Genomic DNA, 22,983 nt, shown 5'->3' with positions numbered 1-22,983 from the left:
ACGGCCACTGTCCAGGTCCGGGAAAGTCTCCGCGCCCGGCAGACGACAGGCACGACTGAGAGGAGTAGACGATGTCGAGGTTCCAGACCCCGGAGAACCCGCCTTCCCCGGACCCGGGTGGGGGAGGAAGGAACGCTTTCACGGTGGCGTACTGCGGCACCTGCGGAGGTGAGAAGGAGTCCGCCCTGGTCTCCGCCCTGAGCCGGGCGGTGGGTCGATCGGCTCACGGCGTGCTGGCGCGCGCCACCTGCCTGCTCGGCGGCAGGTGCGGCGCCGCGGGTGAGCCCGAGGCGGACGGACCTGTCGTCCTGGTACAACGGTGCGATCGCGTCACCCGCGAGCCCCGGGGCGGTGTGGTGATAGTCGGACCCGTCCGGACCACCCCGGATGTGAACGGACTGATCCGGTGGCTCGAGACCTCCGATCTCACCGTGGACGAACTTCCGTTGCCTCTGCGGCGAGCGCACTACAAGCGTATGGCGTCGCTGAACTGATCGGATCCGTCACCGCCGCTGTTAGTGGGAGGTTTCAGCGACGCAGCTGGTCGGCCAGATCTGAGAGGGACGATGCCGTGACGTCCGGCGACCTGAAGTATCCCGGGTAGGGCGCGCCGTCCCTGGTGATCCAGGCGGTCCCGAGTCCCGCCCGAGCGGCGCCGTCGATGTCCCAGGGGTGAACGGCGACGAGCATCGCGTCCCTGGGGTCGACGTCGCACCGGGCGAGAGCGTGCGCGTATGCCCTGCCGGTCGGTTTCCAGGCGCCGGCGTCCTCCACCGAGAGAAGTGCCTCGAAGTGCTCGCGTATCGATGCGCGGTCGAGGAGGCCCTCGGCTATCGCCGCCGAGCCGTTGCTCAGAGTCACCAAGCGGATCCCGAGGTCCGTCAGTGCGTGCACTCCATCCGGTACGTCTGAGTGCACGGGGAGGACCGAGAACCCGCTCATGATGTGCTGGACGGCCTCGTCCGGGTCGCGATCGAGCGGCGTGCCGTGAAGGCTGATCCGTAGGGACTCCGCGGCGAGGTGGGCGAACGAGTCGCTCGCCGAGACGACCGTGAGGGCGAAGCCGTCCCGGAGGAGCCCTGCGAACCAGCACGACGCCAGGTGAGCCGGCGCGCCGACGTCCTCGAACCGCCGGGCCATCGGCGACATGTCCGAGAGGGTCTCGTTGACGTCGAAGATGATGAGGGAAGGTGTCGGTGGCCCGCCCGGGTTCGCCGGGTGGTCCTGGCTCGCGAATCGCTCCCGCGAGAGTTCGTCGGTCATGGAACCCTCCTCGCTCAGGATCGGTACTCGGGGTTCTCCCAGCCGAAGCGGGCCCCGGAGTCCCAGGCGGAGCGCTGGTTGCCCTCGCCGGGGATGCCGCCGGCCGCCTTGAGCAGCCGGGCCAGGTGCATCAGGTTCCAGGTCAGGAAGGTCGTGTTGCGGTTGGTGAAGTCGTTCTCCGGCCCACCGCTGCCGGGATCCAGGTATGACGGCCCGGGGCCTACCTCGCCGATCCAACCCGCATCGGCGTTGGGCGGGATCGTGTAGCCGAGGTGTTGCAGGCTGTAGAGGATGTTCATCGCGCAGTGCTTGAGACCGTCCTCGTTGCCGGTGATCAGGCACCCGCCGACCCGGCCGTAATAGAGGTGCTGACCCTTGTCGTTGAGCATCCCGGACAGTGCGTAGAGACGCTCGATGACCTTCTTCATCACGCTGGAGTTGTCGCCCAGCCAGATGGGCCCGGCCAACACGAGGATGTCGGCCTCGAGAATCCGCGGGTAGATCTCCGGCCAGGCGTCCACGTCCCACCCGTGCTCGCGCATGTCCGGGTAGACGCCCGTGGCGATCGGGTGGTCGATCGCGCGGAGGATCTCCACCTCGACCCCGTGCTTGCGCATGATCGAGGCGCTCGCGTCGATGAGTCCCTGGGTGTGGCTGAGCCCGGGGCTGCGCGTGAGAGTGCAGTTGACGAACATCGCCCGCAGGCCTGTGAAGTCGGGCTCGCTCATCGGGACTCCTCGGCATCGGTGTGGGCGTGAATCCGAGCGTAATCACCAGCGGGGAGGTTCCTGCCGGTTTCGGTGAGGAGATGGGAGGGGACAAATGAGAACGAGGCCCGAACCCCGTCCAAGGGTGGTCCCTTGGTCGATAGTTCGGACCTCGTTCATCCGGGGTGGCTGACGGGACTCGAACCCGCGACAGCCAGGATCACAACCTGGTGCTCTACCAACTGAACTACAGCCACCATCGCCGCTCTCGCGAACAGCGTTGACGATGCTACCCGGTCTGGGTCCCGGTCAGGAAATCGGCAGGTGTCGACGCCGTCCGGGCCCGCGCACGGGAGGCCGGACGCTCAATCCACGGGGGGCAGGGCGCCGGCCGCGGCGCGCACCTCGTCGGTGGTCGGACCCGGTTGCGGGACGAACGCCGTGGCGCGGTAGTACTTCAGTTCGCGGATCGACTCCTTGATGTCCGCCAGGGCGCGGTGGGACATGCCCTTCTCGGGCTGGCCGAAGTAGATGCGCGGATACCAGCGGCGGCACAGCTCCTTGATCGAGCTCACGTCGATCATCCGGTAGTGCAGGTAGGAGTTGAGCTCGGGCATGTCCCGGGCGAGGAACCCGCGGTCGGTGCCGATCGAGTTGCCGGCCAGGGGAGCGGTCCCGCTGACCGGGACCCAGGCGCGGATGTAGTCGAGGACCTCTTTCTCGGCCTCCGCCACCGTCACTGCGGAGGCGCGGATCTCCTCGGTCAGGCCCGACGAGGAGTGCATGTCCCGCACCACCGGGAGCATCGCGGCCAGCTTGGCGTCCGAGGCGTGGATGACGATGTCCACGCCGTCGCCCAGGACGTTGAGTTCGGAGTCGGTGACCAGGGCCGCGATCTCCACCAGTGCGTCGTTCGCGGTGTCGAGGCCGGTCATCTCGCAGTCGATCCACACGATCCGGTCGTTCTTGGACTCCTTGTGGGGCGTCGGGCTCGACGACGCGACAGGGGTGGGACCGGGGTTCGACTCTGGCATCGCTCGACTATATCGCCGAGCGACCGCCCGAACGGACCCGGAGGATCAGCCCTCCGCCTGTCCCTCGCCGAGTTTGGCGTAGAACCGTCCCACGATCGGGGCCATGACCCCGCGCGGGGTGTAGTTGCCCGCCACTGACATCGCCTGGCCCAGGGGTCCCGGGACCACGCGCATCTTGTTCCGGGCGAGCGCGTCCAGCGAGATCCGGGCGGTGTACGTGGTGTCCACCCAGAAGCGGTCGGGGACCAGGCGGTCGACGAACGTCTTGTCCTCCTCGGCGATCTCCTCGGTGCGCACCGGTCCGGGCGCGAGCAGCGTGACGTTGACCCCGGAGCCCTTGAGCTCCCCGCGCAGCGACTCGGAGAAGGTGTTGAGGAACGCCTTGGTGGCCGCATAGGTGGCGTTGTTGGGGATGGGCATGTTGCCTGCCGCCGAACCCACGTTGAGGATCGCGCCCGAACCGCGCTCGACCATCCCGGGCAGAACCGCCAGCACGAGGTCGTGGCAGGCCACGGCGTTGACCTGCACCTGGCTCTTCTCGTAGTGGGGGTCGAGCGCGGCGACCGGCCCGAATGAAGCGATGCCGGCGTTGTTGCACAGGATCGAGATCTCGCGGCCCGCCAGCTCCGCCAGCAGCGGTGCCCGCTCGGCCGGATCGGACAGGTCGCAGGCCCGCACCTCGACCGTCACCCGGAACTGGCTCTCCAACCGCTCCTTGAGTTCCTGCAGCACCTCGCCGCGCCGCGCCACCACGATCAGGGAGTGGCCGCGGCGGGCCAACTCGGCGGCCAGCGCCATGCCGATCCCGGAGGAGGCGCCGGTGACGACAGCACGATTCGTCGCGGTGGGCAGGGGAAGCGGCATCATGCGTCCTCGGGTCAGGTGGTCAGGGCCGAGGGTGAGCGTACCGGCGAGGGTGGTGAACGGGGGAGTCGGTCACGACGAGCGGTCGCAGTGCGGTGGGAACCGCCACAGCGGGCAACGCGCCGGTCAGGGCCAACCACGCCGACCACGCCACAGCTACCTCGCATTCACCGAATGTGCACCGACCATACCAGCGGAAATGGACCCGCCACCGGCCCTTTCGAGGCCTCAGACGAACCGCTGGGCACTAGGTTCTAGGGCGTGAGCAGCACCGGGACACCGCCCCCTCCAGAGACCGCCGCCTCGTCGTCGTCGTTGTCACCCGATCTCCGCCCCGCCACCCGCGGCCAGGTCTTCTCGTGGGCGATGTGGGACTGGGGGTCGGCGGCGTTCAACGCGGTGATCGTCACCTTCGTATTCTCCGTCTACCTCACCGACTCGGTGGGGGCGGACCTCGACGGTCCGTTCTCGGCCGCCACCTGGCTGTCGATCTCGATCGCGCTGGCCGGCCTGGTGATCGCGCTGACCGCCCCGGTGATGGGCCAGCGCTCGGACCGGGGCGGCCGTCGCCGGCGGTCATTGGCCATCTGGACCTACCTCACGGTCGCGCTGACCGCGCTGATGTTCCTCGTCGACTCCGACGCGCCCTACCCGTGGTTCTTCGTCGGACTTCTGCTGCTCGCACTGGGGTCCATCACGTTCGAGTTCGCCGAGGTGTCCTACTTCGCGATGCTCCGGCAGGTCTCCACCCCGGCCACCGTGGGGCGGGTCTCCGGGTTCGGGTGGGCGATGGGCTACTTCGGCGGGATCTTCCTGCTGCTCGCCGCGTTCCTGGGCTTCATCTCCGGGGACGGCGACGAGCGGGGACTGCTGGGCATCCCCACCGACGGTGGCCTCAACGTGCGGCTGGTGTGCCTGGTCGCGGCGGTGTGGTTCGCGGTGTTCGCGCTGCCGGTGCTGCGGTCGGTGCCGGAGAACCGGCCCCGAGGGAAGAAGGGCGACGACGACGAGGTGGGCTTCGTCGAGTCGTACCGCATCCTCTGGCGGGACCTCAAGGCCCTGTGGCGCCGGGACCCGCGGACCGTGAAGTTCCTCGTGGCCAGCGCGATCTTCCGCGACGGGCTGGCGGGGGTGTTCACCTTCGGGGCGATCCTGGCGGTCACCGTGTACGGGCTCGCGCCGGGGGATGTGCTGATCTTCGGGGTGGCGGCCAACGTGGTGGCGGCCCTGGGGGCGGCGGTCGCTGGAGTCGTGGACGACCTCGTGGGGCCCAAGGCGGTGATCATCGGCTCTCTCGCGGCCATGCTCGGCACGATGACCGTCCTGCTGTTCGTCGACGGCACCGCCATGTTCTGGCTCTTCGGCCTGCTCATGTGCCTGTTCGTGGGCCCGGCCCAGTCGGCGTCGCGCTCGTTCCTGGCCCGCCTGGCGCCGCCGGGCAGCGACGGCCAGATGTTCGGGCTCTACGCCACCACCGGGCGTGCGGTCTCGTTCCTCGCCCCGGCGCTGTTCGGCCTGTTCACGTGGGGGTTCGGCACCGACCGCGCGGGAATCGCCGGGATCGCCCTGGTCCTGCTCGTGGGCCTGCTCCTGCTGCTGCCCGTCAAGACCCCGACCCGCTCCGAGGCGTCGATCACGTGGGCGGGCTCCGCCTGACCCCGGGTCGCGCCGCGCGGTGACCCGCTCCTCGTCGTCCCGCGTTCGCGCCCTTTCCGCCCTTCCCGCCCCGGCAGATTTCCCCGGCAGATTAGAGCCTGCCGGAGGACAGCAGGTCCAGCACTCCGGCGGCGTCGTCGACGATGTCCGAAAAGCCCGCCTCTCGGAGCTCGGCGTCGCCGATCCCGCCCGTGCGCACGGCCACCGAGCGGATGCCGAGCTTGGTGGCGGCGACGGCGTCCCAGGTCGCGTCGCCCACCATGACCGCGTCCGCGGCGTCGACGCCGGAGCGCTCGAGGGCGATCGCCACGATGGTGGGGTCGGGCTTGGCGGTGTCGACGTCCTCGCCGGTCGTCACGGCATCCACCGCGTCGTCCACGTCGAGCAGTTCGCGCGCCTCGGCGAACTCCGACGGCGGGGCCGAGGTGGCGAGCACGGTGACCCACCCCTGCTCCTTGGCGCCGCGCACGAGCTCGCGGGCACCCGGCAGGAGGCGGAGCGAGTCCCCGGCATCGGCGTAGTACTCCGAATGCAGATCTTTGGCCCGGCCCGCCACGCGATCGCGGTCCTCGTCGTCGTCGACCCCCGCGATGTCCAACAGCTCGCCCACCAACGTGGATCCGTCCTTGCCGATCCGGTGGTGCACCTCAACGAAGGGCACCGGCGCGCCCGCCTCGGCCAGGGCCCGGTGCCAGGTCCACACGTGGACGTAGGTGGAGTCGACCAGGGTGCCGTCGACGTCGAGCAGCAGGGCGCGCGGTGAGGTGGTCATGCGTCCGACCGTGCCCGGCCCCCGTGCGGGAGGCAACCGGTGGCGACAGGGCCGTGCCCGGCGCACCCTCGGATCCATGACACGTTTCGGATACACCCTCATGACCGAACAGTCCGGCCCCAAAGAACTCGTGCGCTACGCGGCCAAGGCCGAGCAGGCGGGATTCGACTTCGAGGTGGCCTCGGACCACTACTTCCCGTGGTTGTCCTCGCAGGGCCACGCGCCGTACGTGTGGAGCGTCCTGGGCGCCGTGGCGCACGTGACCGAGCGGGTGGACCTGTGCACGTACGTGACCTGCCCGATCCTGCGCTACCACCCCGCGGTGGTGGCACAGAAGGCCGCGACCGTGCAGATCATGTCCGACGGCCGGTTCATGCTGGGCATCGGCGCGGGGGAGAACCTCAACGAGCACGTGGTGGGGCAGCGGTGGCCCTCGATCGACGAGCGCCACGAGATGACGGTGGAGGCGCTGGAGATCATCGGCGAGCTGTTCGACGGCGGCCTGGTGACCTACTCCGGCGAGCACTTCCGCGTGGACTCGGCCCGCCTGTGGGACCTGCCCGACACGCGGGTGCCGATCGGCGTGGCCGCCGGCGGGGAGAAGGCCGTGGCCCGGCTCGGGCCGCTCGCCGACCATCTCATCGCCACCGAGCCGGAACCCGCCCACATCGAGGGCTGGAACGCGCTCGAGGGGCAGAAGCGGATCGGCGACGGCGCCCGCGCGATCGCCCAGATCCCCATCAGCTGGGACCCCGACTCGGAGAAGGCGGCCGTCGAGCGCGCGCACGACCAGTTCCGCTGGTTCGCCGGAGGCTGGGCCGCCAACGCCGACCTGCCCACCACCGCCGGGTTCGCCGCCGCCACCAAGTTCGTCCGGCCCGAGGACGTGGCCGAGCAGCTGGCGTGCGGGCCCGACCTGGACGCGATCGTCGAGAAGGTGCGGCCCTACTGGGAGGCCGGGTACACCGACGTCGCGCTGATCCAGATCGGCGATGAGACCCTGGACCGGTTCCTCGAGGAGGCGGCCGAGCCGCTGCTCGCGCGGCTGCGGGAGGCCTCCCCGAGCTGAGGCGGCCCGGTTCCGCCGCCGGGGCCATCGATAAGAGCGTTTCGCACACTTGTACTCGACCGATGTGTGCGAAACGCTCTTATCGATGGCGGGACTTCTGGCGGGACTTCTGGCGGGGCCTTCCGCGGGATCTGCCGCGGAATCTCCCGCCCAACCTCCCGCGAGACCTGCCGCGGGGAGGGGTTCTAGCCGTCGGCTCCGGGCAGGTAGTCGTTGGTCGTGGCGGTGGCGCCGTCGATCTCGGTCTCCAGCAGTCCGTTCTGGTACATCCACCTCGCGTATGCCGCCCAGTCCTCGGCGGACTGCTGGCCGAAACCGTCCTCGGGCAGCAGCTCGAGGGTGGCGTCGATCATCAGCTCGAGCACGTCCGGGTCGTAGGAACCCTCGGTCTCGGGGGTGAGGGAGTCGATGGCGGCCCGGCGGTCGTCCAGAGCCGTGGCCTGACCGGCCGCGGTCCCGGCGAGGAAGGCCCGCACGCGCTCGGCGTAATCGGCGTCGTCGGCGAGGCGGCTCGGGTTGGCGATGATCACCAGTTCCGCGTAGTCCGGGACCCCGAGTTCCGTGGCCGGCATCACCACGAAGTCGCCCTGAGCGGTCAGCTCGACGCCCTCGATGTTGCGGAAGGCCCCGAAGATCGCGTCCACCTGGTCGGTCAGGAGCGCCTGATTGAGGCTCTGCTGCACGTTGGGGGCGGAAATCGAGCCCGGGTCGATCCCGGCCTCCCGGGCGATGAAGTCGAGGGTCGGCTGCTGGGAGGCCAGACCCGACAGCCCCACGGTCTTGCCCTCCAGGTCGGCTGCGGTGGTGATCCCGGACTCCGTCCTGGCGATCAGCGAGGTCAGCGACGTGGGTATCAGGGCGGCGACCGAGACCACGTCGAGGCCCTGCTCCGCGGCGATGAGGGTGTCGGGCTCATACGAGATGGCCAGGTCCGCACGTCCCAGGGACACCTCCCGCGCGGCGTCGGCCGTGTTGGCGGGCGTCATGAACGTCACGTCGACGCCGGCGTCGTCGTAGGCGCCGGTCTGCTGCGCGGTGTACAGGGCCACATGGTCGGGATTAGGGCTCCAGTCGAGCAGGACGCTGACCGGTGCGGCGGCGGCGGTCGTGTCCGGCTCGGCGTCGTCCGAGGCCGCCTGACAGCCGGTCAGAGCCACCGCGGCAGCGGCCGCGATCGCGAGCATGCGCACCCCGGGCCGCGTGCGGGCCTGGCGTGGGGTCTTCGTGGGTCGTGGGTGAGTCATGATGGGTTCCTTTCCCCGGTGGGAGTGTTCCAAGGGCAGATGAGGCGTTCGAGGATGGTCACGCTGGCCAGCAGGACGCTGGACATGATCGTCAGCACGACCACCTGGGCAAAGACGAAATCGGTCTGGAGCCGGGGGATGGCCTGGAGCATGAGGTAGCCCAGGCCGTTGGTCGAGCCCGTGTACTCGGCGAAGACCGCGGCGACCGGGGCGAAGGTGACCGAGACGCGCAGTCCCGCGAAACCGCGTGGGGCGGCGTAGGGCAGACGCACCCGCCAGAAGAGCGACCACCTGGTGGCGTGCAGGCTCCGCAGCGTGTCGATCAACCTGGTGTCGACCGAGCGGACACCGGAGAGAAGGTTGAGCGCGACGGGGAAGAAGCACAACAGGGCGACGACGATGACCTTCGGTGCCATGCCATAGCCGAGGGAGATCGTCAGCAGTGGGCCGATCACGATGACCGGGATGGCCTGGGAGGCGACCAGCAGGGGGGTCATGGCCTGCCCGATGGTGGGCACGAAGGCGCTGATGATCACCACGACCAGCGCGACGACCACCCCGAGGACCACCCCGATGAGGGTCTCGGTGGCGGTGAGCAGCGTGGCGGAACCGAGCCGGTCGGGCCAGGTGCTCACGAGCGAGTCGAGCACGGCGAGGGGCGCGGGGATCACGTAGTCCGGCACGAGCTCGAGCGCGGTGACCGTGATCCAGGCGGCGAGCACCAGCAGGACCGTGACGCAGGCGGGAGCAGCGGACCGGAGGAATCGCACGGTCATCGGGCGGTTCCACCTTCGGCCAGGTGCGATTCCCGGGCCAGTGCCTGGAGTACTTCCCGGCGGGCTGCGGCGAACGCCTCGTCGCCGAGGAGGACCTCGCGGGGGCGGTCGTCGCCGAACCATCCCGGCCAGGTGGAGACCACACGCGCCGGGGCGTCGGCCTCGTACCGTGCCAGCAGGACCACACGTTCGGCGAGGAGCAGCGCCTCATCGACGTCGTGGGTGACCATGACGAGCGTGGCCGAGGTCCCGGTGAGGGTCTCGCGCAGCCACTGTTGGACGTCGGCGCGGGTGATCGCGTCGAGCGCGCCGAGCGGCTCGTCGGCCAGCAGCACGGGTTTGCGCGCCAACAACGCGCGCGCGAGTGCGGCGCGCTGGCGCATCCCCGCGCTGAGAGCCGCGGGATGGGCACCGGACCAGACGCCCAGACCCAGGCGGTCCAGCAGGCGCTGGGCCTCGGCGCGGGCCGCGCGCCGGCCCACCCGTTGGTTACGGAGACTGATCGCGACGTTGTCGAGCAGGGTCAGCCAGGGCAACAGGCTGTCGCCCTGGGGCATCAACGCGCAGGACTCCAGGCGTCGTGCGGGCTGACTCGCGTCGAGGACGAGGGCGGACCCCGTCGTCGGCTCGGTGAGGCCGGCGATCAGCGACAGCAGCGTCGACTTGCCACATCCGCTGCGCCCGACGACGGCGATGTGTTCGCCCACCGGAACGGAGAGGGTGAGGTCCGCGAGCACCGCGCGGCGCGCGCCCGGATAGGTGTGTCCCAGGTCCTCGAGCGATACCGCCGTGGTTCCCGGACGGCTCACCACAGCGTGCACCAGCGCATGTGACATCCCTCCGCTCGTGTGAACGAGTTCAGGTTCAGCGGGTGTGATCTCAGCCCCGTTCGGTAGGGGCACCCCGTGTCATCGGCGCCGATTGCGACAATCGGGCCGAACATGAAACGTATCACCGGCCGATTCCGTGATGGGAGGCCCGTCGGCGGCCGCGAACGACGTGCCCTCTCAGCGAGTGGTCACATCGGAGGGATTTCGGAACACCCCACCTGGGAGAACGTGATCAGGAGTGACCACGCGGCGGGCGAACCGGACGGAAGCCGGTCGCCGTGCCGGACACATGCTTTGGGCTGTGCGCCCCCGAGAGGATTCGAACCCCTGACCAGCCGGGTAGAAACCGGATGCTCTATCCACTGAGCTACGGAGGCCTGCGACGCTCGCGTCCGGCGTCGCCGGAAGAATGGTAGCCGATCCGGGGGTGTGCGCAGCAGCCGCGAATCGGCCCGGGGGCGATCGGGTTAATACGATGGTGGCCATGACGTCGTCCAAGTCGACACCCACCACCGCCGGACCGCTCAGGACCCGCAGCGTGGTGCCCGTGGTGATCCTGCTCGCGGTGGTGTCCGCGGCGGTGGTGATCCCGCTCTCGGGCATGTCCACCGAGGTGGCGCTCGCGCTGGTGGGCGTCCCGGACCCGGGCGTTCTCACCACTGCCGGGCTCCCGGCGGTCCGCGCGATGGGAGAGTTGCTCGCGGCGGTGGCGGTGGGGACGGCCCTGTTCGCGGCGTTCTTCACACCGCCCCAGAAGGACAAGACCCTCGACGTGGACGGCTACCGCTCGCAGCGGATCTCCTCGTGGGCCAACATCGCCTGGGCGGTGGCCGCGGCACTGCTCATCCCGCTGACCCTGTCGGACGTCTCCGGCCGCACCCTCTGGGAGTCGCTGCCGCCGGACCAGTGGATCGTGGCGATCAGCCAAATCGACGTGGCCTCGTCCTGGCGGTGGGCGGCGGTGATCGCACTGGTGGCCGGGATCGGTCAACGGCTCACCCTGAGTTGGCGTTGGTCTGTGATCTGGCTGGGCGTGTCGGTCCTCTCGCTGCTGCCGGTGGCGGCCACGGGACACGCCTCCGGGAGCACGGCGCACGACATCGCCACCAACTCGTTGATCATCCACCTGTTCGCCGCGGCGTTCTACGTGGGTGGGCTGGTCGCGGTGCTCGCCCACACCATGCGGGGCGGCTCCCGCGTGGCACTGGCGCTGCGCCGCTACTCGGTGGTGGCCACCATCGCGATCGTCGCGCTCGGGTTCTCCGGAATCATCAACGCGCTCGTGCGGCTGCACCCCGGCGACCTCTTCTCGTCGACCTACGGGCTGCTCGTGCTGGCCAAGGCGCTGCTGCTGGTCCTGCTCGCGATGTTCGGGCTGGCGATGCGCCGCCGGATCATCGCGAAGATCGAGTCCAGATCGGCCAACGCCCCCGTCGACCGCGGGACCCTGCTGCGGATCGGGCTGGTCGAGGCCGTGGTGATGGCGGGCACGATCGGGCTGTCGGTCTCGCTCGGCCGCACCCCGCCGCCGGCGCCGCTCTACGTCCCCACCCGCCAGGAGGCGCTGCTGGGCTTCGAGCTCCCCGGTCCGTTCTCCTTCGGCACCGTGCTCGGGCTGTGGCGCTTCGACCTGGTGCTGGGCCTGGCCGCGGTCGTCCTGCTGAGCCTGTACGTGTGGGGCCTGATCACCCTGCGCCGTCGCGGCGACTCGTGGCCGGTGGGCCGGACCGTGGCCTGGGTGCTCGGCTGCGTCCTGCTGTTCCTCACCACCAGCTCCGGCATGGGGATGTACATGATGGCCGACTTCGCCAGCCACATGGTGGGGCACATGCTCATCTCGATGCTCGTGCCGGTGCTCCTCGCGCTCGGCGGGCCGCTGACCCTGGCGCTGCGGGCGCTCCCGGCGGCGGGGCGCGGGAACCCGCCCGGGCCGCGTGAGTGGATCGTCGAGTTCATCAACAACCCGCTCTCCCGCTTCCTCACCCATCCGATCGTCGCGTCGGTGCAGTTCGTGGCGGGTTTCTACATCATCTACTTCGGCGGGTTCTACGAGGCTCTGGCCTCCGAGCACCTGGGCCACATGTTCATGAACGTCCACTTCCTCATCAGCGGTTACCTGTTCTATTGGGTGATCATCGGGGTCGACGCGGCGCCGCGGCACTTCTCGCCGCTCTACAAGCTCATGGTGCTGCTCAGCTCGCTGCCGTTCCACGCCTTCTTCGGCATCATGCTGATGAACTACAAGACCGTGCTCGCCGAGAACTGGTACGGCGGGATCGGGCTGCCCTGGATCCCGGACCTGCTGCAGAGCCAGCAGGTCGGCGGCGGCGTCGCGTGGGCGGCGGGGGAGATCCCGCTGTTCATCGTCATGTTGGCCCTGGCCTGGCAGTGGTACCAGAGCGACATGCGGGACGCGCGGCGCGGCGAGCGGCAGGCTGAGCGCGACGACGACGCCGAGCTCAGGGCCTACAACGAGATGCTCGGTGAGATGTCCCGCGCCGACCGCCGGGCCTGAGAGGCGCCCACCTCGTCGTCGTCGGGCTCCTCGCTCCACACCCCTCCCGCCACTCCACAGGGCGGGCACCGCGGGCGGTGCGACCGGGATACGACGACGACGAGGTGGGGCACGCTCTGGGGCACGAGGCCGACGCACGGTCGGTCCGAGTGTGACAGGAGCGAGACCATGAACGAGACCCACACCACCGTCCGCGGAACCGTGATCACCGACCCCACCACCCGCCGCGTCGGAGAGGACTCGGTGTTCTCCTTCCGGGTGGCCAGCAACACCCGCTACCAGGACCGCGACACCGGGGAGTGGAAGACCGGCGGCACCCTGTACTTCTCGGCCAACTGCTGGGGCAGGCTGGCGCAGCGGGCGTCGGGGAAACTGGTCAAGGGCGACGGCGTGATCGTCCAGGGTCGGCTTCTCACCAACGAGTACGAGAAGGACGGCAGGATCCAGCGCGACCTGGAGATGCGGGTGACCGCCCTGGGCCCGGACCTGTCGCGGATGGACGTGACCATGCGCAGGGCCCAACCGGAGGGGCCCGGCATCTCTCCCGACGGGGAGGGGGCGGGGCAGTCGCAGGGCGCGGACGGCGTGGAGGACGTCATGGAGATCGGCTCCCGGGACGCCGACGACGCGCCGGAGGGGCGGGCCGCCGACAGCGCGTTCGCGGAGGCGGTCCGGGTCTGAACCGGCAGGGCCGCGGGTAGCCCTCCGCCGTGCTCACCGAGGCCGCGGGTGGGCACGTAACATGGGGGTCGTGCCCGCGGCCTGGCCGCGGCGATGTGAACTATTTGCGCAGGTGAGAGGGCAGAAGTGGCCGAGTTTATTTACACGATGAAGAAGGTTCGCAAGGCGCACGGGGACAAGGTGATCCTCGACGACGTGACGATGTCCTTCTATCCCGGTGCGAAGATCGGCGTCGTGGGGCCCAACGGCGCGGGCAAGTCCTCGATCCTCAAGATCATGGCCGGCCTCGACCAGCCCTCGAACGGCGAGGCGTTCCTCGACCCGGAGGCCAGCGTCGGCATCCTCATGCAGGAGCCCGTGCTCGACGAGACCAAGACGGTCAAGGAGAACGTCGAGGACGGACTCGGCGAGACCATGGTGCAGATCCGCCGGTACAACGCGGTGGCCGAGGAGATGGCCACCGACTACACCGACGAGCTCATGGAGGAGATGGGTCGGCTCCAGGAGCAGCTCGACGCGGTGGACGCCTGGGACGTGGACTCCCAGATCGAGCAGGCCATGGACGCACTGCGTTGCCCGCCGGGCGACTCGCCCGTCACCCACCTGTCCGGTGGCGAGATGCGCCGCGTCGCGCTGTGCAAGCTGCTGCTGAGCAAGCCCGACCTGCTCCTGCTCGACGAGCCCACCAACCACCTCGACGCCGAGTCGGTGCTGTGGCTGGAGCAGCACCTGGCCGCCTACCCGGGCGCCGTCCTGGCCGTCACACACGACCGCTACTTCCTCGATCACGTGGCGCAGTGGATCTGTGAGGTCGACCGCGGCAAGCTGCACCCCTACGAGGGCAACTACTCCACCTACCTGGAGAAGAAGGCCGAGCGCCTCGAGGTCCAGGGCAAGAAGGACCAGAAGCTGCAGAAGCGCCTCAAGGCCGAGCTCGAGTGGGTCCGCTCCGGCGCCAAGGCCCGCCAGTCCAAGTCCAAGGCGCGACTGGCCAAGTACGAGGAGATGGCGGCGGAGGCCGAGAAGCACCGCAAGCTGGACTTCGAGGAGATCCAGATCCCCACCCCGCCGCGCCTGGGCAACGTGGTGGTCGAGGCGGACAAGCTGCAGAAGGGCTTCGACGACCGCGTCCTGATCAAGGACCTGTCGTTCACCCTCCCGCGCAACGGCATCGTCGGCGTGATCGGCCCCAACGGTGTGGGTAAGACCACCCTGTTCAAGACGATCGTCGGGCTCGAGGAGCCGGACGCGGGGTCCGTGCGGGTCGGTGACACGGTCAAGCTGAGCTATGTGGACCAGTCCCGCGCGAACATCGATCCCGAGAAGTCGGTGTGGGAGGTCGTCTCCGAGGGCAACGACTTCATCGAGGTCGGCCAGAACGAGATGCCGTCGCGCGCGTACGTGAGCGCCTTCGGCTTCAAGGGCCCCGATCAGCAGAAGAAGGCCGGCGTGCTGTCCGGCGGTGAGCGCAACCGCCTGAATCTCGCGCTGACCCTCAAGGTCGGCGGCAACCTGATCCTGCTGGACGAGCCGACGAACGACCTGGACACCGAGACCCTCGGCAGCCTCGAGAACGCCCTCGAGGACTTCCCGGGCTGCGCCGTCGTGATCTCGCACGACCGGTGGTTCCTCGACCGCACCTGTACCCACATCCTCGCGTGGGAGGGCAACGTCGCCGAGGGGCAGTGGTACTGGTTCGAGGGCAACTTCGAGGGCTACGAGCAGAACAAGGTCGAGCGTCTGGGCCCCGACGCCGCCCGCCCGCACCGGGTCACCCACCGCAAGCTGACGCGGGACTGACGCGCATGGGATCGCACGCCGCGCCCGACACGCAGACCCCCGGAGCCGTCCACCGGGTCCACATCCCCCTGCGCATCGCGGACTTCGTGGGCAAGCACGTCAACAACGTGCGGTTCCAGGAGTTCTCCCAGGACGCCAGGCTGATGTGGTTCCGGGACAAGTTCGGCGTCCCCGGGTCACGGGTGCCGATCTCGCTGGCGCGGTGGATGGAGATCGACTTCCGCCGGGTCATCGGGTACGGCGCCACGAGCGTGTGGGTGGACGTCGAGGTCCTCCGGGTCGGCCGGACCTCGTTCACGATGAGGACCTCGATCGGGTCGGATTCCACGGGCCCGGAACCGTGCGCGGTCGTCGACACCGTGTTGGTGGTGACGGCACCGGACGAGACCACGACACTCGAGATCAGTCCCGAGGAGCGCGCGGCGCTGCTCGGTGAGCGCGAGGAGGCGAGATGAGTCCCGGTGAGCAGACCCCGGACCGGGGGACGTTCCGCTGCACCCTGCAGGTGCGGTGGGCGGACTTCGACCAGTTCGGGCACGTCAACAACGTCAAGTACATCGAGTACGCGCAGGAGGCGCGGATCCTGTTCGTCCGCAGCCGCTTCGGCCCGTTCGGGCTCGGCAACCTGCCGCAGGTCGTGCGCCGGGTCGAGATCGACCACCTCCGTCCGGTGCTGCGGGACTCGACGTCCGTGGACGTGGAGATCGAGGTGGAACACGTCGGGACCACCTCGTACCAGATCAGGCAGACGATCTTCGACGCCGCGGGCGAGGTCTGCTGCGCGTTGCGCGTGGTGATGGTCGCCTACGACGCCTCCACCTCTACGGCCGTGGAGATCCCCACCGGGGTGCGTCACGTCCTGGAGGCAGCACACCAGCGCGCGGCGATCACCGACGAGGGGCCCGCGCAGTGAGCGAACAGCTCGTCTACGAGGCCGGGGGACCCCTCGGGGCCTCCGGTGAGCCGGGACGCCGCGTGTTCACCACAGCGATTCCCGTCCGCTGGTCGGATCAGGATCTCTACCATCACGTCAACCACGCCCGGATGATCACGCTCCTCGAAGAGGCCCGCATCCCGTGGCTCTTCGAGGAGGGCACGCCCACCGCCACCCTCACCGCCGGCGCCGTGATGACCGACCTCGCGGTGAAGTACCGCGGCCAGATCAAGCACGCCGACGGCCCGATCCGGGTGCGCATGTGGTGCGAGAAGGTCGGTGCCGCCATGTTCGTGGCGCGCCACGAGGTCCGGGCGCGCACCACACCCGACTCGGCGCCGGCGGCGGTCGACTGCACGGCCACCATCGCCGCGTTCGACCTCTCGACCCAGCGGCCGCGGCGGTTCACCCGGGCCGAGCGTGAGTACCTGATGCGATTCCGCCACGAGGACCCGGCGTGATTCGTCCCGGAGCCGGCGGGGCAGAGGGGATCGGCGGGACGGGGGACGACATGGTCGCGGTGCCAGACCCCGCCGACCGCGACGACCTGCGAACCTTCCTGCGTCGGCTGTTGCGGCTCGACGAGGCGGCTGTGGTCCGCGTGACCAGCGGCGACGACGGCAGGATGCGGGTGTGGTCCCGGACGCCGTTCGGTGCCCTGGTGGTCCGCGGAGTCGGTGGACGCTGCCCGGGTGGTGACGTGGTGTGCGGTGCCGACCACCTGCTCACCGAGCTCGACCTGCTGCCGCGCGGCGACGCCGACGGACTCGTCGACCCCGGGATGCCCCTCACCTCATCGTGGCAGGGGCTGCTCCCGCCGACCGACGGGTTCCAGATGCTCGAGGCGATCCCCGCGCAGGTCCTGCTGGACCTGACCGAGTCCGGGCGGGGCGCAGCCCGGGAGAACGCCGGGCCGGCCGGGTTGCCGCCCTCGTTGTTGGACCAGGAAGTGCTCACCGTGCGCGCGGACACCGACAGTCCCGTGGGAGTGGACATGCGGATCGTGTTCTCCATGGTGATGTGCGGCTTCGTGCCCGAGCGGGCCGGGCGCGCTCCGGAGGGCGAACCGGTCAGGGTGAGTGAACGCGGGGCATGGCTCCGACTGGACGCCCGCTACGGCACGGCCTACCGCCGGACTGACGCGCTCACTCTCGAGCCGCGATGACGTCACCGGGGTTCTCGGTCTCCTGGCCCGGGAGGGGCGAGCCCGAGGTCCCGGGCGATCACGGATCGGCGCCGGAACTCGCCGCGGCGGTCCCTGATGCCGAGGGTCGGGTGACCGGCGTCGTCCTCGGCGGCGACGGGGCCAGGATCACCGAGGCCGGTGACGTGCTGGACGAGCTCGGCCTCGCGACCACGGGCGCGGCGCAACTGGTGTACCTCGACCCGCCCTACAACCGTGGCGGCCGCTTCGACGGCTACCACGACAACATGCCGCGTCACCAGTGGCTGGGGTACATCGAGCACCGACTGAGGGTGGCGCACGAACTCCTGGCGGCGACCGGCACCGTCTGGGTTCACCTGGACGACGCGGAGGCCCACCGCGTCCGCTGCGTACTCGACGACGTGTTCGGCGCCGATGCCTTCATCGCCGACCTCACCGTGGAGAGCAACCCCAAGGGGCGTCAGCTCGACAGGTTCTTCGCCGGATCGCACGACCGGCTCATGGTGTACGCGCGGGATCCCGCGCGTGTCCGGCTGGCCGGCGGGGTCGCCTCCGCGGTCGACCCCGCAGACTTCCCGCATACCGCCGAGGACGGCGTGAACTACCGTCTGCTCCCGCTGCGCAACACCAACAAGCGGTTCAACCCGCGCACCACGCCCACCATGACCTACCCGCTCTACGGCGACCCTGACACCGGCGAGGTCTCCGTGGACCCCGTGTCCGGGCTCACCGAGATCCTGCCGGTGTTCGGTGACCTGAGCCCGGCCGTGTGGCGCTGGTCCCGCGATCGGGCGGCGGAGCGCAGCGACGAGTTGGTCTGTCGACTCGTGCGGGGTCGGTCGGGGCCGCGGGTCGACGTGTACCAGCGCGACCGGCACGAGGTGGGTCGGATCAAGAAGCTCAAGTCCATCTGGTTGTCCCAGGAGGTCGGGTCCACCGACACCGCTCGCGCAGAGCTGCGCAATGCGGGTGTCGATGGGTTCCGCACGCCCAAGCCGGAGGCACTGATGCGGCGGATCGTGGAACTGGCGACCGAGGCGGACGACCTGGTGGTGGACCTGTTCGCCGGCTCCGGCACCACTGCCGTGGCGGCCCGCGACCTGGGCCGCCGCTGGGTGGTGGTGGAACGCAACCCCGAGACGGTCCGCGACGTGATCCTGCCGCGGTTGCGCGTCAGCGGAGCGTGACGCTGACGGGCGCCGAGCGTGACGCTGACGGGAGCCCGGTGTTACCGGAGCTTGACACTGCCGCCGTCCACCATGAGCGTCTGCCCTGTCATGTAGCGGGCGTCCTCGCTGGCGAGGAACACCGCGACGCGGCCGATGTCCGCCTCCGGGTCGCCGAACCTGCGCATCGGGGTCCCCGCGAGCAGGTGCTTCTCCACGCCGGGATTGGCCTCGATGTACGCCTCGACGCCCTCGGTGAGGGCCAGCGGCGAGATCACGTTGACGTTGACGCCGTCCCGGGCCCATTCGTTGGCCGCGACCCGGGAGATGGCCCGGATGGCCTCCTTGGCCGCCGCGTAGGAGGCCTGGGTGGGGCTGCCCTCGATGCCGGCGCCGGAGGCGAAGTTGATCACCGAACCGCCCGTCGTGGACAGGTGTGGGTGCGCGGCCTTCATCAGCCAGAAGGTGGGATAGAACCCCGTGTCGAACGACAGGTCCAGCATCTCCCGGGTGGTCTCCAGCAGCGGCGCCTGTCGTGAGGCGTGTGCGTTGTTGACCAGGACGTCGAGGCGCCCGAAGTGCTCGACGGCGCTCTCGACGATGACGCGGGCGTTGTCCTCGACCGAGATGTCCGCCGCCAGGTATCGGACTTTCCCACCCAGCTCCTCCGCCAGGGCACTGCCGGCGTCGTCGTTGATGTCCACCACGAGTACTCGGGCGCCCTCCTTGACGAACGCCCGGACGATGCCTCTGCCGATCCCGCCGGCGCCGCCGGTGACGATCGCGGTCTTCTCCGACAGCCTCATGGTTTAATCCCCGTTCTTAGTGTGGTCGCAACCATACCGCGGTGTCGGGGGGCAGGATCTCGCCGGTCCGGGGTCCTGACGCGAGGGGCCCTGAAGTGAGGGGGCCCGAGGAGAGCAGGACCTCGCCGTCGGGCAGCGGTACCGATCGAGCAGAAGCGTTGAGCGCGCACACCACGCCGTCGTCGCGGCGGAACGCCAGGCATCCGGACGGCGCCCCGTACCACTCGATCGACGCGGTCCGTGGGCCCGGCCAGGATCGCCGGGTCTCGATGGCGGCCCGGTACAACGACAACGTGGACTGCGGGTCCTCGATCTGGGCCTCCACCGTCAGGCGGTCCCAGTTGTCCGGCATCGGGAGCCAGGTGTGATCGGAGGTCGAGAAGCCGAACGGCGGCCGGGAGCCCTCCCACGGGATCGGGACGCGGCAGTGGTCTCGGCCCATCTCTGCATGGCCGCTGCGCTCCCAGGTGGGGTCGGTCAACCGGTCGTGGGGGATCGAGAAGTCGCTCGGCAGACCCAGCTCGGACCCCTCGTAGAGGAACGTGATCCCCGGCAGGGCCAGTTCCACCAGCAGCATCGCCCGCGCCCGGGCGGTGCCGAGGGCGCCGTTCCCGTACCGGGTCACCTCTCGTACGACGTCGTGGTTGGACAACGCCCAGGTGGGTGCCGAGTCGGCGAGGCGGGAGGCCTCGAGCGTGGCGTCGATGGCCTCGCGCACCGCGCCGGCCTCGAAGGGGGCGCCGGTGAGCGGGAAGTGGAACGCGAAGTGCAGTTCGTCGGGGCGGAGATATCGGGCGAACCGGTCGACCGGGCCCACCCACACCTCGCCGAAGGTCGCCGCGCCGGGGTACTCGTCGACGACCGCGCGGATCCGCCGGTGGACGTCGTGGACGCCGGGTCGGTCCCACCGTGCGTCGCGCTCGTCGACGACGAGCTGGGCGATCTCCACATCGTCCGGCAGGTCGGCCAGATCGTCCGGTTTGGCAAAACCGTGCGCCACGTCGATCCGGAATCCGTCGACTCCCAGGTCGAGCCAGAAGCGCAGGGTCTCGTCCAGGTCGTCGCCCACGTCGGGGTGCGACCAATCCAGATCCGGTTGCTCCGGGGCGAACAGGTGGAGGTACCACTGCCCGGCTGTGCCGTCGGGCTCGGTGACGCGGGTCCAGGCGGGGCCGCCGAAGACGGACGGCCAGTTGTTGGGCGGACGGGAGCCGTCCTCGCCGAGACCGTCGCGGAAGAAGTACCGCTCGCGCTCGGGGCTACCGGGGCCGGCCGCGACCGCGGCGGCGAACCACGGGTGCTCGATGCTCGTGTGGTTGGGGACCAGGTCCATGATCAGGACCATGCGCGCGGCGTGCAGCGCCTCCACCAGCCGCCGAAGCGTCTCGACGTCTCCGAACAACGGATCCACGTCCCGCGGATCGGAGACGTCGTAGCCGTGATCGGCGCCGGGGGAGCGCATGATGGGGGACAGCCACACCCCGTCCACGCCGAGCAACTCCAGGTATCCGACGCGGTCGATCACGCCCTGTAGATCGCCAGTGCCGTCCCCGTCGGAGTCGGCGAAGGAGCGCGGGTAGATCTGGTAGAGGACCATGTCCTCCCACGGCCGAGTGGCGTGGGCCGGGGACGTCACATGTCCTCCGGGGTGTTGACCATCATCGCGGCGGCGCGGGTGAGGTACTCCACCATCGCCGCCCGGTGCTCGTCGTCCATGGTCTCGCGGTCGATCGTGTCCACCGCGGCGAGCATGTGCGTGAGCCAGGCGTCGTGGGCGGCGCGGTCCACACGGAAGGGGTTGTGGCGCATCCGGAGCCGGGGGTGACCGCGCTGCTCCGAGTAGGTGGTGGGGCCACCCCAGTACTGCTCGAGGAACATCCGCATGCGGTCCTCGGCCGGACCCAGGTCCTGCTCCGGGTACAGCGGGCGCAGCACCGGGTCGTCGGCGACCCGCAGGTAGAACTCGTGGACCAGCTTCCGGAACGTCTCCGCGCCGCCGATCTCGTCATAGAAGGTAGTGCTGCTCATGCTCCCCATCATGCCCGTGGGATCCGCCCGGGGGTCCGATCCACCACCCGTCGGCGACGGCCGGAGAACGGCGCGGACAACCGGTACGCAGTGATCGCGCGCGAAGTGTTCATCGAGGGTGCATCATCGTTGCAGGCGAGGTTCACTACGGGCCCGGTTGACAGTGCTGCACTGGGCTCGGAGCAGACGAGCGGAGACCGACCATGGGCACAGCCGTGCGCGAGAATTCGGAGTACCGACAACCGGGGTCACGACCCCCTGGTCGGCTTGAGCCTGTCCCGGACCCGCACGTCCCGCTAGCCGCTGCGCCCCGAGTCCTGCTGCTCAATGCGGGATACGAGGCCCTCACCGCCCTCCCCGCCCGCCGCGCCGTGGTGATGCTGCTCCGGGGCAAAGCGGTGGTGGTCCACGATCACCCGAACGAGATCCTGGTCCGATCGGTCTACACGGCCGTTCGAGTGCCCTCGGTGATCATGCTCCGCGAGTACGTCCGGATCCCGTACCGGGCGCAGGTGCCCATGACGAGGGCGGCACTGATGCATCGCGACTCTCACCGGTGCGGGTACTGCAATGCCCGTGCGACCACGGTCGACCACGTGATCCCGCGCAGCCGCGGGGGCGAACACGTGTGGGAGAACTGTGTGGCCTCCTGCGCGCCGTGCAATCACCGGAAGGCAGACAAGCTCCTCTCGGAGTTGGGGTGGGAACTGCGGGTGCCGTTGGTGGCGCCGAGGGGCCGGACGTGGCGGCTCGTCTCCCAGCTCCGGGAGATCGGCCCGTACTGGGAGGACTACCTGTACCTCGACGCCGCTTGATGCCGCTTGATGCCGCTCGAGACGGTGGTCCGTCGGTGCCGACGACGCAATGCGTCACGACGGCTAGCGATTTCTCCCCTGGTTACGAAGATTGGCTCCTCAGCGGGCGAGAACAGCACTTTCGACGAAGTCGATCATCGCCGCTGATGCTGATTCGAGATTCAGGGTGTCGTCGGCCGCCCATCGGTCGAGCAGCCCGTTCTTGGCCGAGCTGATCAGGTGGGAGAATTCGTCGGCATCAAACGCTCTGAACTGGCCCAGCGCCTGACCTTCCACCAGGAGGTCCGCAAGAGCTTCGGTTTCCGCGGCGGAGACATCGTTGAACGCGTGGACGAAGCCGGCATCGCGGTGATTGGCCATGACTTCCGCCATCGCACGGAACTCGATGCGGCGAGAGGAGAAGAACTCCAGCTCGGCGCTGATCCCTGCGCGCAGTCGATCTGCAGGAGTCGCCGCGCCATTGGTACATGCGGCGATATGGGCCGCGCATTCCTGGAACAGGCGTAGCGCCACCCGGCGCAGCAGTTCATCCTTGCTCGGGAAGTGATAGGTGATGACGCCTTTGCTGACCCCCGCGTGCCTCGCGATGAGAGCGACGGACGCGGCGCCGTAGCCGACATCAGCAAGCACCTCAGCAGCCGCACGCTCGATCTGATCGCGTCGGGCACGGCCACCGACGGTGCCCCGCCCCTCGCCAGCCGACCCATCGTTAGTACGCATGTACTAATTATAGTACGGTCGAGCTAACTTTGGGGAGTGTGGGCAATGGGTGACTCATCGGACACAGCACGGGACGGTGGCAAACAGGGCATGCGAGTGGCGAACGGGGCTGGTGCACGAGTAGGTGACATCTGAACT

The 22,983-nt window shown here is 69.5% G+C and carries 24 protein-coding genes, 2 tRNA genes and 1 riboswitch; of the genes, 12 read left to right on the top strand and 14 right to left on the bottom strand.

Annotated elements, in window-relative coordinates; all coding sequences use genetic code 11:
* Positions 1–71: 71 nt before the first annotated feature.
* On the top strand, positions 72–494 hold the full coding sequence (locus tag G6022_RS16665; protein ID WP_206682360.1) for a hypothetical protein: 423 nt from the start codon (positions 72–74) through the stop codon (positions 492–494).
* A 34-nt stretch (positions 495–528) separates the two neighbouring features.
* On the opposite strand, the gene G6022_RS03330 is transcribed toward G6022_RS16665, so the two are convergent.
* The 5 genes from G6022_RS03330 to cmrA all read right to left on the bottom strand — a co-directional run bounded on the left by G6022_RS03330 (position 529) and on the right by cmrA (position 3,868).
* Entirely contained in the window at positions 529–1,263 is a 735-nt protein-coding gene (locus tag G6022_RS03330; RefSeq protein ID WP_182639958.1) for a haloacid dehalogenase type II, read from the bottom strand.
* A gap of 14 nt (positions 1,264–1,277) precedes the next feature.
* Positions 1,278–1,991 (bottom strand): flavodoxin family protein, encoded by a 714-nt coding sequence (locus G6022_RS03325; RefSeq protein WP_182639957.1) that lies wholly within the window; start codon positions 1,989–1,991, stop codon positions 1,278–1,280.
* A 163-nt stretch (positions 1,992–2,154) separates the two neighbouring features.
* Positions 2,155–2,227, bottom strand: a tRNA-His gene (locus G6022_RS03320).
* A 108-nt stretch (positions 2,228–2,335) separates the two neighbouring features.
* Positions 2,336–3,004 (bottom strand): oligoribonuclease, encoded by a 669-nt coding sequence (gene orn / locus G6022_RS03315; protein ID WP_182615299.1) that lies wholly within the window; start codon positions 3,002–3,004, stop codon positions 2,336–2,338.
* A 45-nt stretch (positions 3,005–3,049) separates the two neighbouring features.
* Entirely contained in the window at positions 3,050–3,868 is an 819-nt protein-coding gene (cmrA, locus tag G6022_RS03310; protein WP_182639960.1) for a mycolate reductase, read from the bottom strand.
* A 366-nt stretch (positions 3,869–4,234) separates the two neighbouring features.
* Between cmrA and G6022_RS03305 the strand changes: the two genes are divergently transcribed.
* Entirely contained in the window at positions 4,235–5,524 is a 1,290-nt protein-coding gene (locus tag G6022_RS03305; protein ID WP_182639959.1) for an MFS transporter, read from the top strand.
* A gap of 91 nt (positions 5,525–5,615) precedes the next feature.
* Here G6022_RS03305 and G6022_RS03300 read toward each other — a convergent pair whose 3' ends face one another.
* Entirely contained in the window at positions 5,616–6,296 is a 681-nt protein-coding gene (locus G6022_RS03300; RefSeq protein ID WP_182639956.1) for an HAD family hydrolase, read from the bottom strand.
* 76 nt (positions 6,297–6,372) lie between these two features.
* On the opposite strand from G6022_RS03300, the gene G6022_RS03295 reads away from it, so the two are divergent.
* A complete protein-coding gene (locus G6022_RS03295; protein WP_182639955.1) occupies positions 6,373–7,365 on the top strand; it encodes a TIGR03557 family F420-dependent LLM class oxidoreductase in 993 nt (330 codons plus the stop codon).
* Positions 7,366–7,550: 185 nt separating this feature from the next.
* On the opposite strand, the gene G6022_RS03290 is transcribed toward G6022_RS03295, so the two are convergent.
* The 4 genes from G6022_RS03290 to G6022_RS03275 all read right to left on the bottom strand — a co-directional run bounded on the left by G6022_RS03290 (position 7,551) and on the right by G6022_RS03275 (position 10,592).
* A complete protein-coding gene (locus G6022_RS03290) occupies positions 7,551–8,609 on the bottom strand; it encodes an ABC transporter substrate-binding protein (protein ID WP_182639954.1) in 1,059 nt (352 codons plus the stop codon).
* Positions 8,606–9,385: an ABC transporter permease gene (locus G6022_RS03285; protein ID WP_182639953.1), complete on the bottom strand. Its 780-nt coding sequence runs from the start codon at positions 9,383–9,385 to the stop codon at positions 8,606–8,608. The genes G6022_RS03290 and G6022_RS03285 overlap by 4 nt, the downstream gene beginning before the upstream one ends.
* Positions 9,382–10,194, bottom strand: coding sequence for an ATP-binding cassette domain-containing protein (locus G6022_RS03280; protein ID WP_347237873.1), 813 nt, complete (start codon positions 10,192–10,194; stop codon positions 9,382–9,384). Before G6022_RS03280 ends, G6022_RS03285 begins: the two co-directional genes overlap by 4 nt.
* Before the next feature lie 9 nt (positions 10,195–10,203).
* A riboswitch (TPP riboswitch) is annotated at positions 10,204–10,301 on the bottom strand.
* Positions 10,302–10,519: 218 nt separating this feature from the next.
* Positions 10,520–10,592 (bottom strand) — tRNA-Arg (locus tag G6022_RS03275).
* Positions 10,593–10,699: 107 nt separating this feature from the next.
* Here G6022_RS03275 and G6022_RS03270 point away from each other — a divergent pair.
* From G6022_RS03270 to G6022_RS03235, 8 genes are all read left to right on the top strand, one after another.
* Entirely contained in the window at positions 10,700–12,730 is a 2,031-nt protein-coding gene (locus G6022_RS03270; protein WP_241731030.1) for a cytochrome c oxidase assembly protein, read from the top strand.
* A gap of 168 nt (positions 12,731–12,898) precedes the next feature.
* Complete coding sequence (locus tag G6022_RS03265; protein WP_182638551.1) at positions 12,899–13,411, top strand: single-stranded DNA-binding protein; 513 nt, start codon at positions 12,899–12,901, stop codon at positions 13,409–13,411.
* Between the two features lie 126 nt (positions 13,412–13,537).
* Positions 13,538–15,211, top strand: coding sequence for an energy-dependent translational throttle protein EttA (ettA, locus tag G6022_RS03260; protein WP_182618281.1), 1,674 nt, complete (start codon positions 13,538–13,540; stop codon positions 15,209–15,211).
* Between the two features lie 5 nt (positions 15,212–15,216).
* Complete coding sequence (locus G6022_RS03255; RefSeq protein ID WP_179524887.1) at positions 15,217–15,666, top strand: acyl-CoA thioesterase; 450 nt, start codon at positions 15,217–15,219, stop codon at positions 15,664–15,666.
* On the top strand, positions 15,663–16,124 hold the full coding sequence (locus G6022_RS03250) for a thioesterase family protein (RefSeq protein WP_182638552.1): 462 nt from the start codon (positions 15,663–15,665) through the stop codon (positions 16,122–16,124). Before G6022_RS03255 ends, G6022_RS03250 begins: the two co-directional genes overlap by 4 nt.
* Complete coding sequence (locus G6022_RS03245) at positions 16,121–16,606, top strand: thioesterase family protein (protein WP_182638553.1); 486 nt, start codon at positions 16,121–16,123, stop codon at positions 16,604–16,606. The genes G6022_RS03250 and G6022_RS03245 overlap by 4 nt, the downstream gene beginning before the upstream one ends.
* Positions 16,603–17,310: a hypothetical protein gene (locus G6022_RS03240; protein ID WP_347237762.1), complete on the top strand. Its 708-nt coding sequence runs from the start codon at positions 16,603–16,605 to the stop codon at positions 17,308–17,310. Before G6022_RS03245 ends, G6022_RS03240 begins: the two co-directional genes overlap by 4 nt.
* Complete coding sequence (locus G6022_RS03235; RefSeq protein ID WP_182638554.1) at positions 17,307–18,497, top strand: site-specific DNA-methyltransferase; 1,191 nt, start codon at positions 17,307–17,309, stop codon at positions 18,495–18,497. The genes G6022_RS03240 and G6022_RS03235 overlap by 4 nt, the downstream gene beginning before the upstream one ends.
* Before the next feature lie 41 nt (positions 18,498–18,538).
* Here G6022_RS03235 and G6022_RS03230 read toward each other — a convergent pair whose 3' ends face one another.
* The 3 genes from G6022_RS03230 to G6022_RS03220 are packed head-to-tail and all read right to left on the bottom strand — an operon-like array spanning position 18,539 to position 21,310.
* A complete protein-coding gene (locus tag G6022_RS03230) occupies positions 18,539–19,282 on the bottom strand; it encodes an SDR family oxidoreductase (RefSeq protein WP_182638555.1) in 744 nt (247 codons plus the stop codon).
* 16 nt (positions 19,283–19,298) lie between these two features.
* Positions 19,299–20,879, bottom strand: a complete 1,581-nt coding sequence (locus tag G6022_RS03225; protein WP_182638560.1) for an alpha-amylase family glycosyl hydrolase — start codon at positions 20,877–20,879, stop codon at positions 19,299–19,301.
* A 35-nt stretch (positions 20,880–20,914) separates the two neighbouring features.
* Complete coding sequence (locus tag G6022_RS03220) at positions 20,915–21,310, bottom strand: globin (protein WP_182638556.1); 396 nt, start codon at positions 21,308–21,310, stop codon at positions 20,915–20,917.
* A gap of 203 nt (positions 21,311–21,513) precedes the next feature.
* Here G6022_RS03220 and G6022_RS03215 point away from each other — a divergent pair, with 203 nt between their 5' ends.
* Positions 21,514–22,125: an HNH endonuclease gene (locus G6022_RS03215; RefSeq protein WP_182638557.1), complete on the top strand. Its 612-nt coding sequence runs from the start codon at positions 21,514–21,516 to the stop codon at positions 22,123–22,125.
* A 99-nt stretch (positions 22,126–22,224) separates the two neighbouring features.
* Here the strand turns inward: G6022_RS03215 and G6022_RS03210 are convergent, their stop codons facing one another.
* Positions 22,225–22,845 (bottom strand): TetR/AcrR family transcriptional regulator, encoded by a 621-nt coding sequence (locus G6022_RS03210; RefSeq protein WP_182638558.1) that lies wholly within the window; start codon positions 22,843–22,845, stop codon positions 22,225–22,227.
* Positions 22,846–22,983 lie beyond the last annotated feature (138 nt).

The sequence above is a fragment of the Dietzia sp. Cai40 genome (genome assembly GCF_014145165.1).
Lineage (GTDB): Bacteria > Actinomycetota > Actinomycetes > Mycobacteriales > Mycobacteriaceae > Dietzia > Dietzia natronolimnaea.
Note: the sequence above shows the minus strand (reverse complement) of the source record. Positions and strands in the feature narration are given on the sequence as shown.

What these genes read in the sequence shown, in the direction of transcription:
- G6022_RS03255 (WP_179524887.1), top strand. Translation starts at nt 15,217, where the DNA reads ATGGGATCGCACGCCGCGCCCGACACGCAGACCCCCGGAGCCGTCCAC.
- G6022_RS03295 (WP_182639955.1), top strand. Translation starts at nt 6,373, where the DNA reads ATGACACGTTTCGGATACACCCTCATGACCGAACAGTCCGGCCCCAAA.
- G6022_RS03215 (WP_182638557.1), top strand. Translation starts at nt 21,514, where the DNA reads ATGGGCACAGCCGTGCGCGAGAATTCGGAGTACCGACAACCGGGGTCA.
- G6022_RS03305 (WP_182639959.1), top strand. Translation starts at nt 4,235, where the DNA reads ATGTGGGACTGGGGGTCGGCGGCGTTCAACGCGGTGATCGTCACCTTC.
- G6022_RS03230 (WP_182638555.1), bottom strand. Translation starts at nt 19,282, where the DNA reads ATGAGGCTGTCGGAGAAGACCGCGATCGTCACCGGCGGCGCCGGCGGG.
- G6022_RS03325 (WP_182639957.1), bottom strand. Translation starts at nt 1,991, where the DNA reads ATGAGCGAGCCCGACTTCACAGGCCTGCGGGCGATGTTCGTCAACTGC.
- G6022_RS03330 (WP_182639958.1), bottom strand. Translation starts at nt 1,263, where the DNA reads ATGACCGACGAACTCTCGCGGGAGCGATTCGCGAGCCAGGACCACCCG.
- G6022_RS03250 (WP_182638552.1), top strand. Translation starts at nt 15,663, where the DNA reads ATGAGTCCCGGTGAGCAGACCCCGGACCGGGGGACGTTCCGCTGCACC.
- cmrA (WP_182639960.1), bottom strand. Translation starts at nt 3,868, where the DNA reads ATGCCGCTTCCCCTGCCCACCGCGACGAATCGTGCTGTCGTCACCGGC.
- G6022_RS03225 (WP_182638560.1), bottom strand. Translation starts at nt 20,879, where the DNA reads ATGGTCCTCTACCAGATCTACCCGCGCTCCTTCGCCGACTCCGACGGG.
- orn (WP_182615299.1), bottom strand. Translation starts at nt 3,004, where the DNA reads ATGCCAGAGTCGAACCCCGGTCCCACCCCTGTCGCGTCGTCGAGCCCG.
- G6022_RS16665 (WP_206682360.1), top strand. Translation starts at nt 72, where the DNA reads ATGTCGAGGTTCCAGACCCCGGAGAACCCGCCTTCCCCGGACCCGGGT.
- G6022_RS03270 (WP_241731030.1), top strand. Translation starts at nt 10,700, where the DNA reads ATGACGTCGTCCAAGTCGACACCCACCACCGCCGGACCGCTCAGGACC.
- G6022_RS03285 (WP_182639953.1), bottom strand. Translation starts at nt 9,385, where the DNA reads ATGACCGTGCGATTCCTCCGGTCCGCTGCTCCCGCCTGCGTCACGGTC.
- G6022_RS03300 (WP_182639956.1), bottom strand. Translation starts at nt 6,296, where the DNA reads ATGACCACCTCACCGCGCGCCCTGCTGCTCGACGTCGACGGCACCCTG.
- G6022_RS03290 (WP_182639954.1), bottom strand. Translation starts at nt 8,609, where the DNA reads ATGACTCACCCACGACCCACGAAGACCCCACGCCAGGCCCGCACGCGG.
- G6022_RS03265 (WP_182638551.1), top strand. Translation starts at nt 12,899, where the DNA reads ATGAACGAGACCCACACCACCGTCCGCGGAACCGTGATCACCGACCCC.
- G6022_RS03210 (WP_182638558.1), bottom strand. Translation starts at nt 22,845, where the DNA reads ATGCGTACTAACGATGGGTCGGCTGGCGAGGGGCGGGGCACCGTCGGT.
- G6022_RS03235 (WP_182638554.1), top strand. Translation starts at nt 17,307, where the DNA reads ATGACGTCACCGGGGTTCTCGGTCTCCTGGCCCGGGAGGGGCGAGCCC.
- G6022_RS03220 (WP_182638556.1), bottom strand. Translation starts at nt 21,310, where the DNA reads ATGAGCAGCACTACCTTCTATGACGAGATCGGCGGCGCGGAGACGTTC.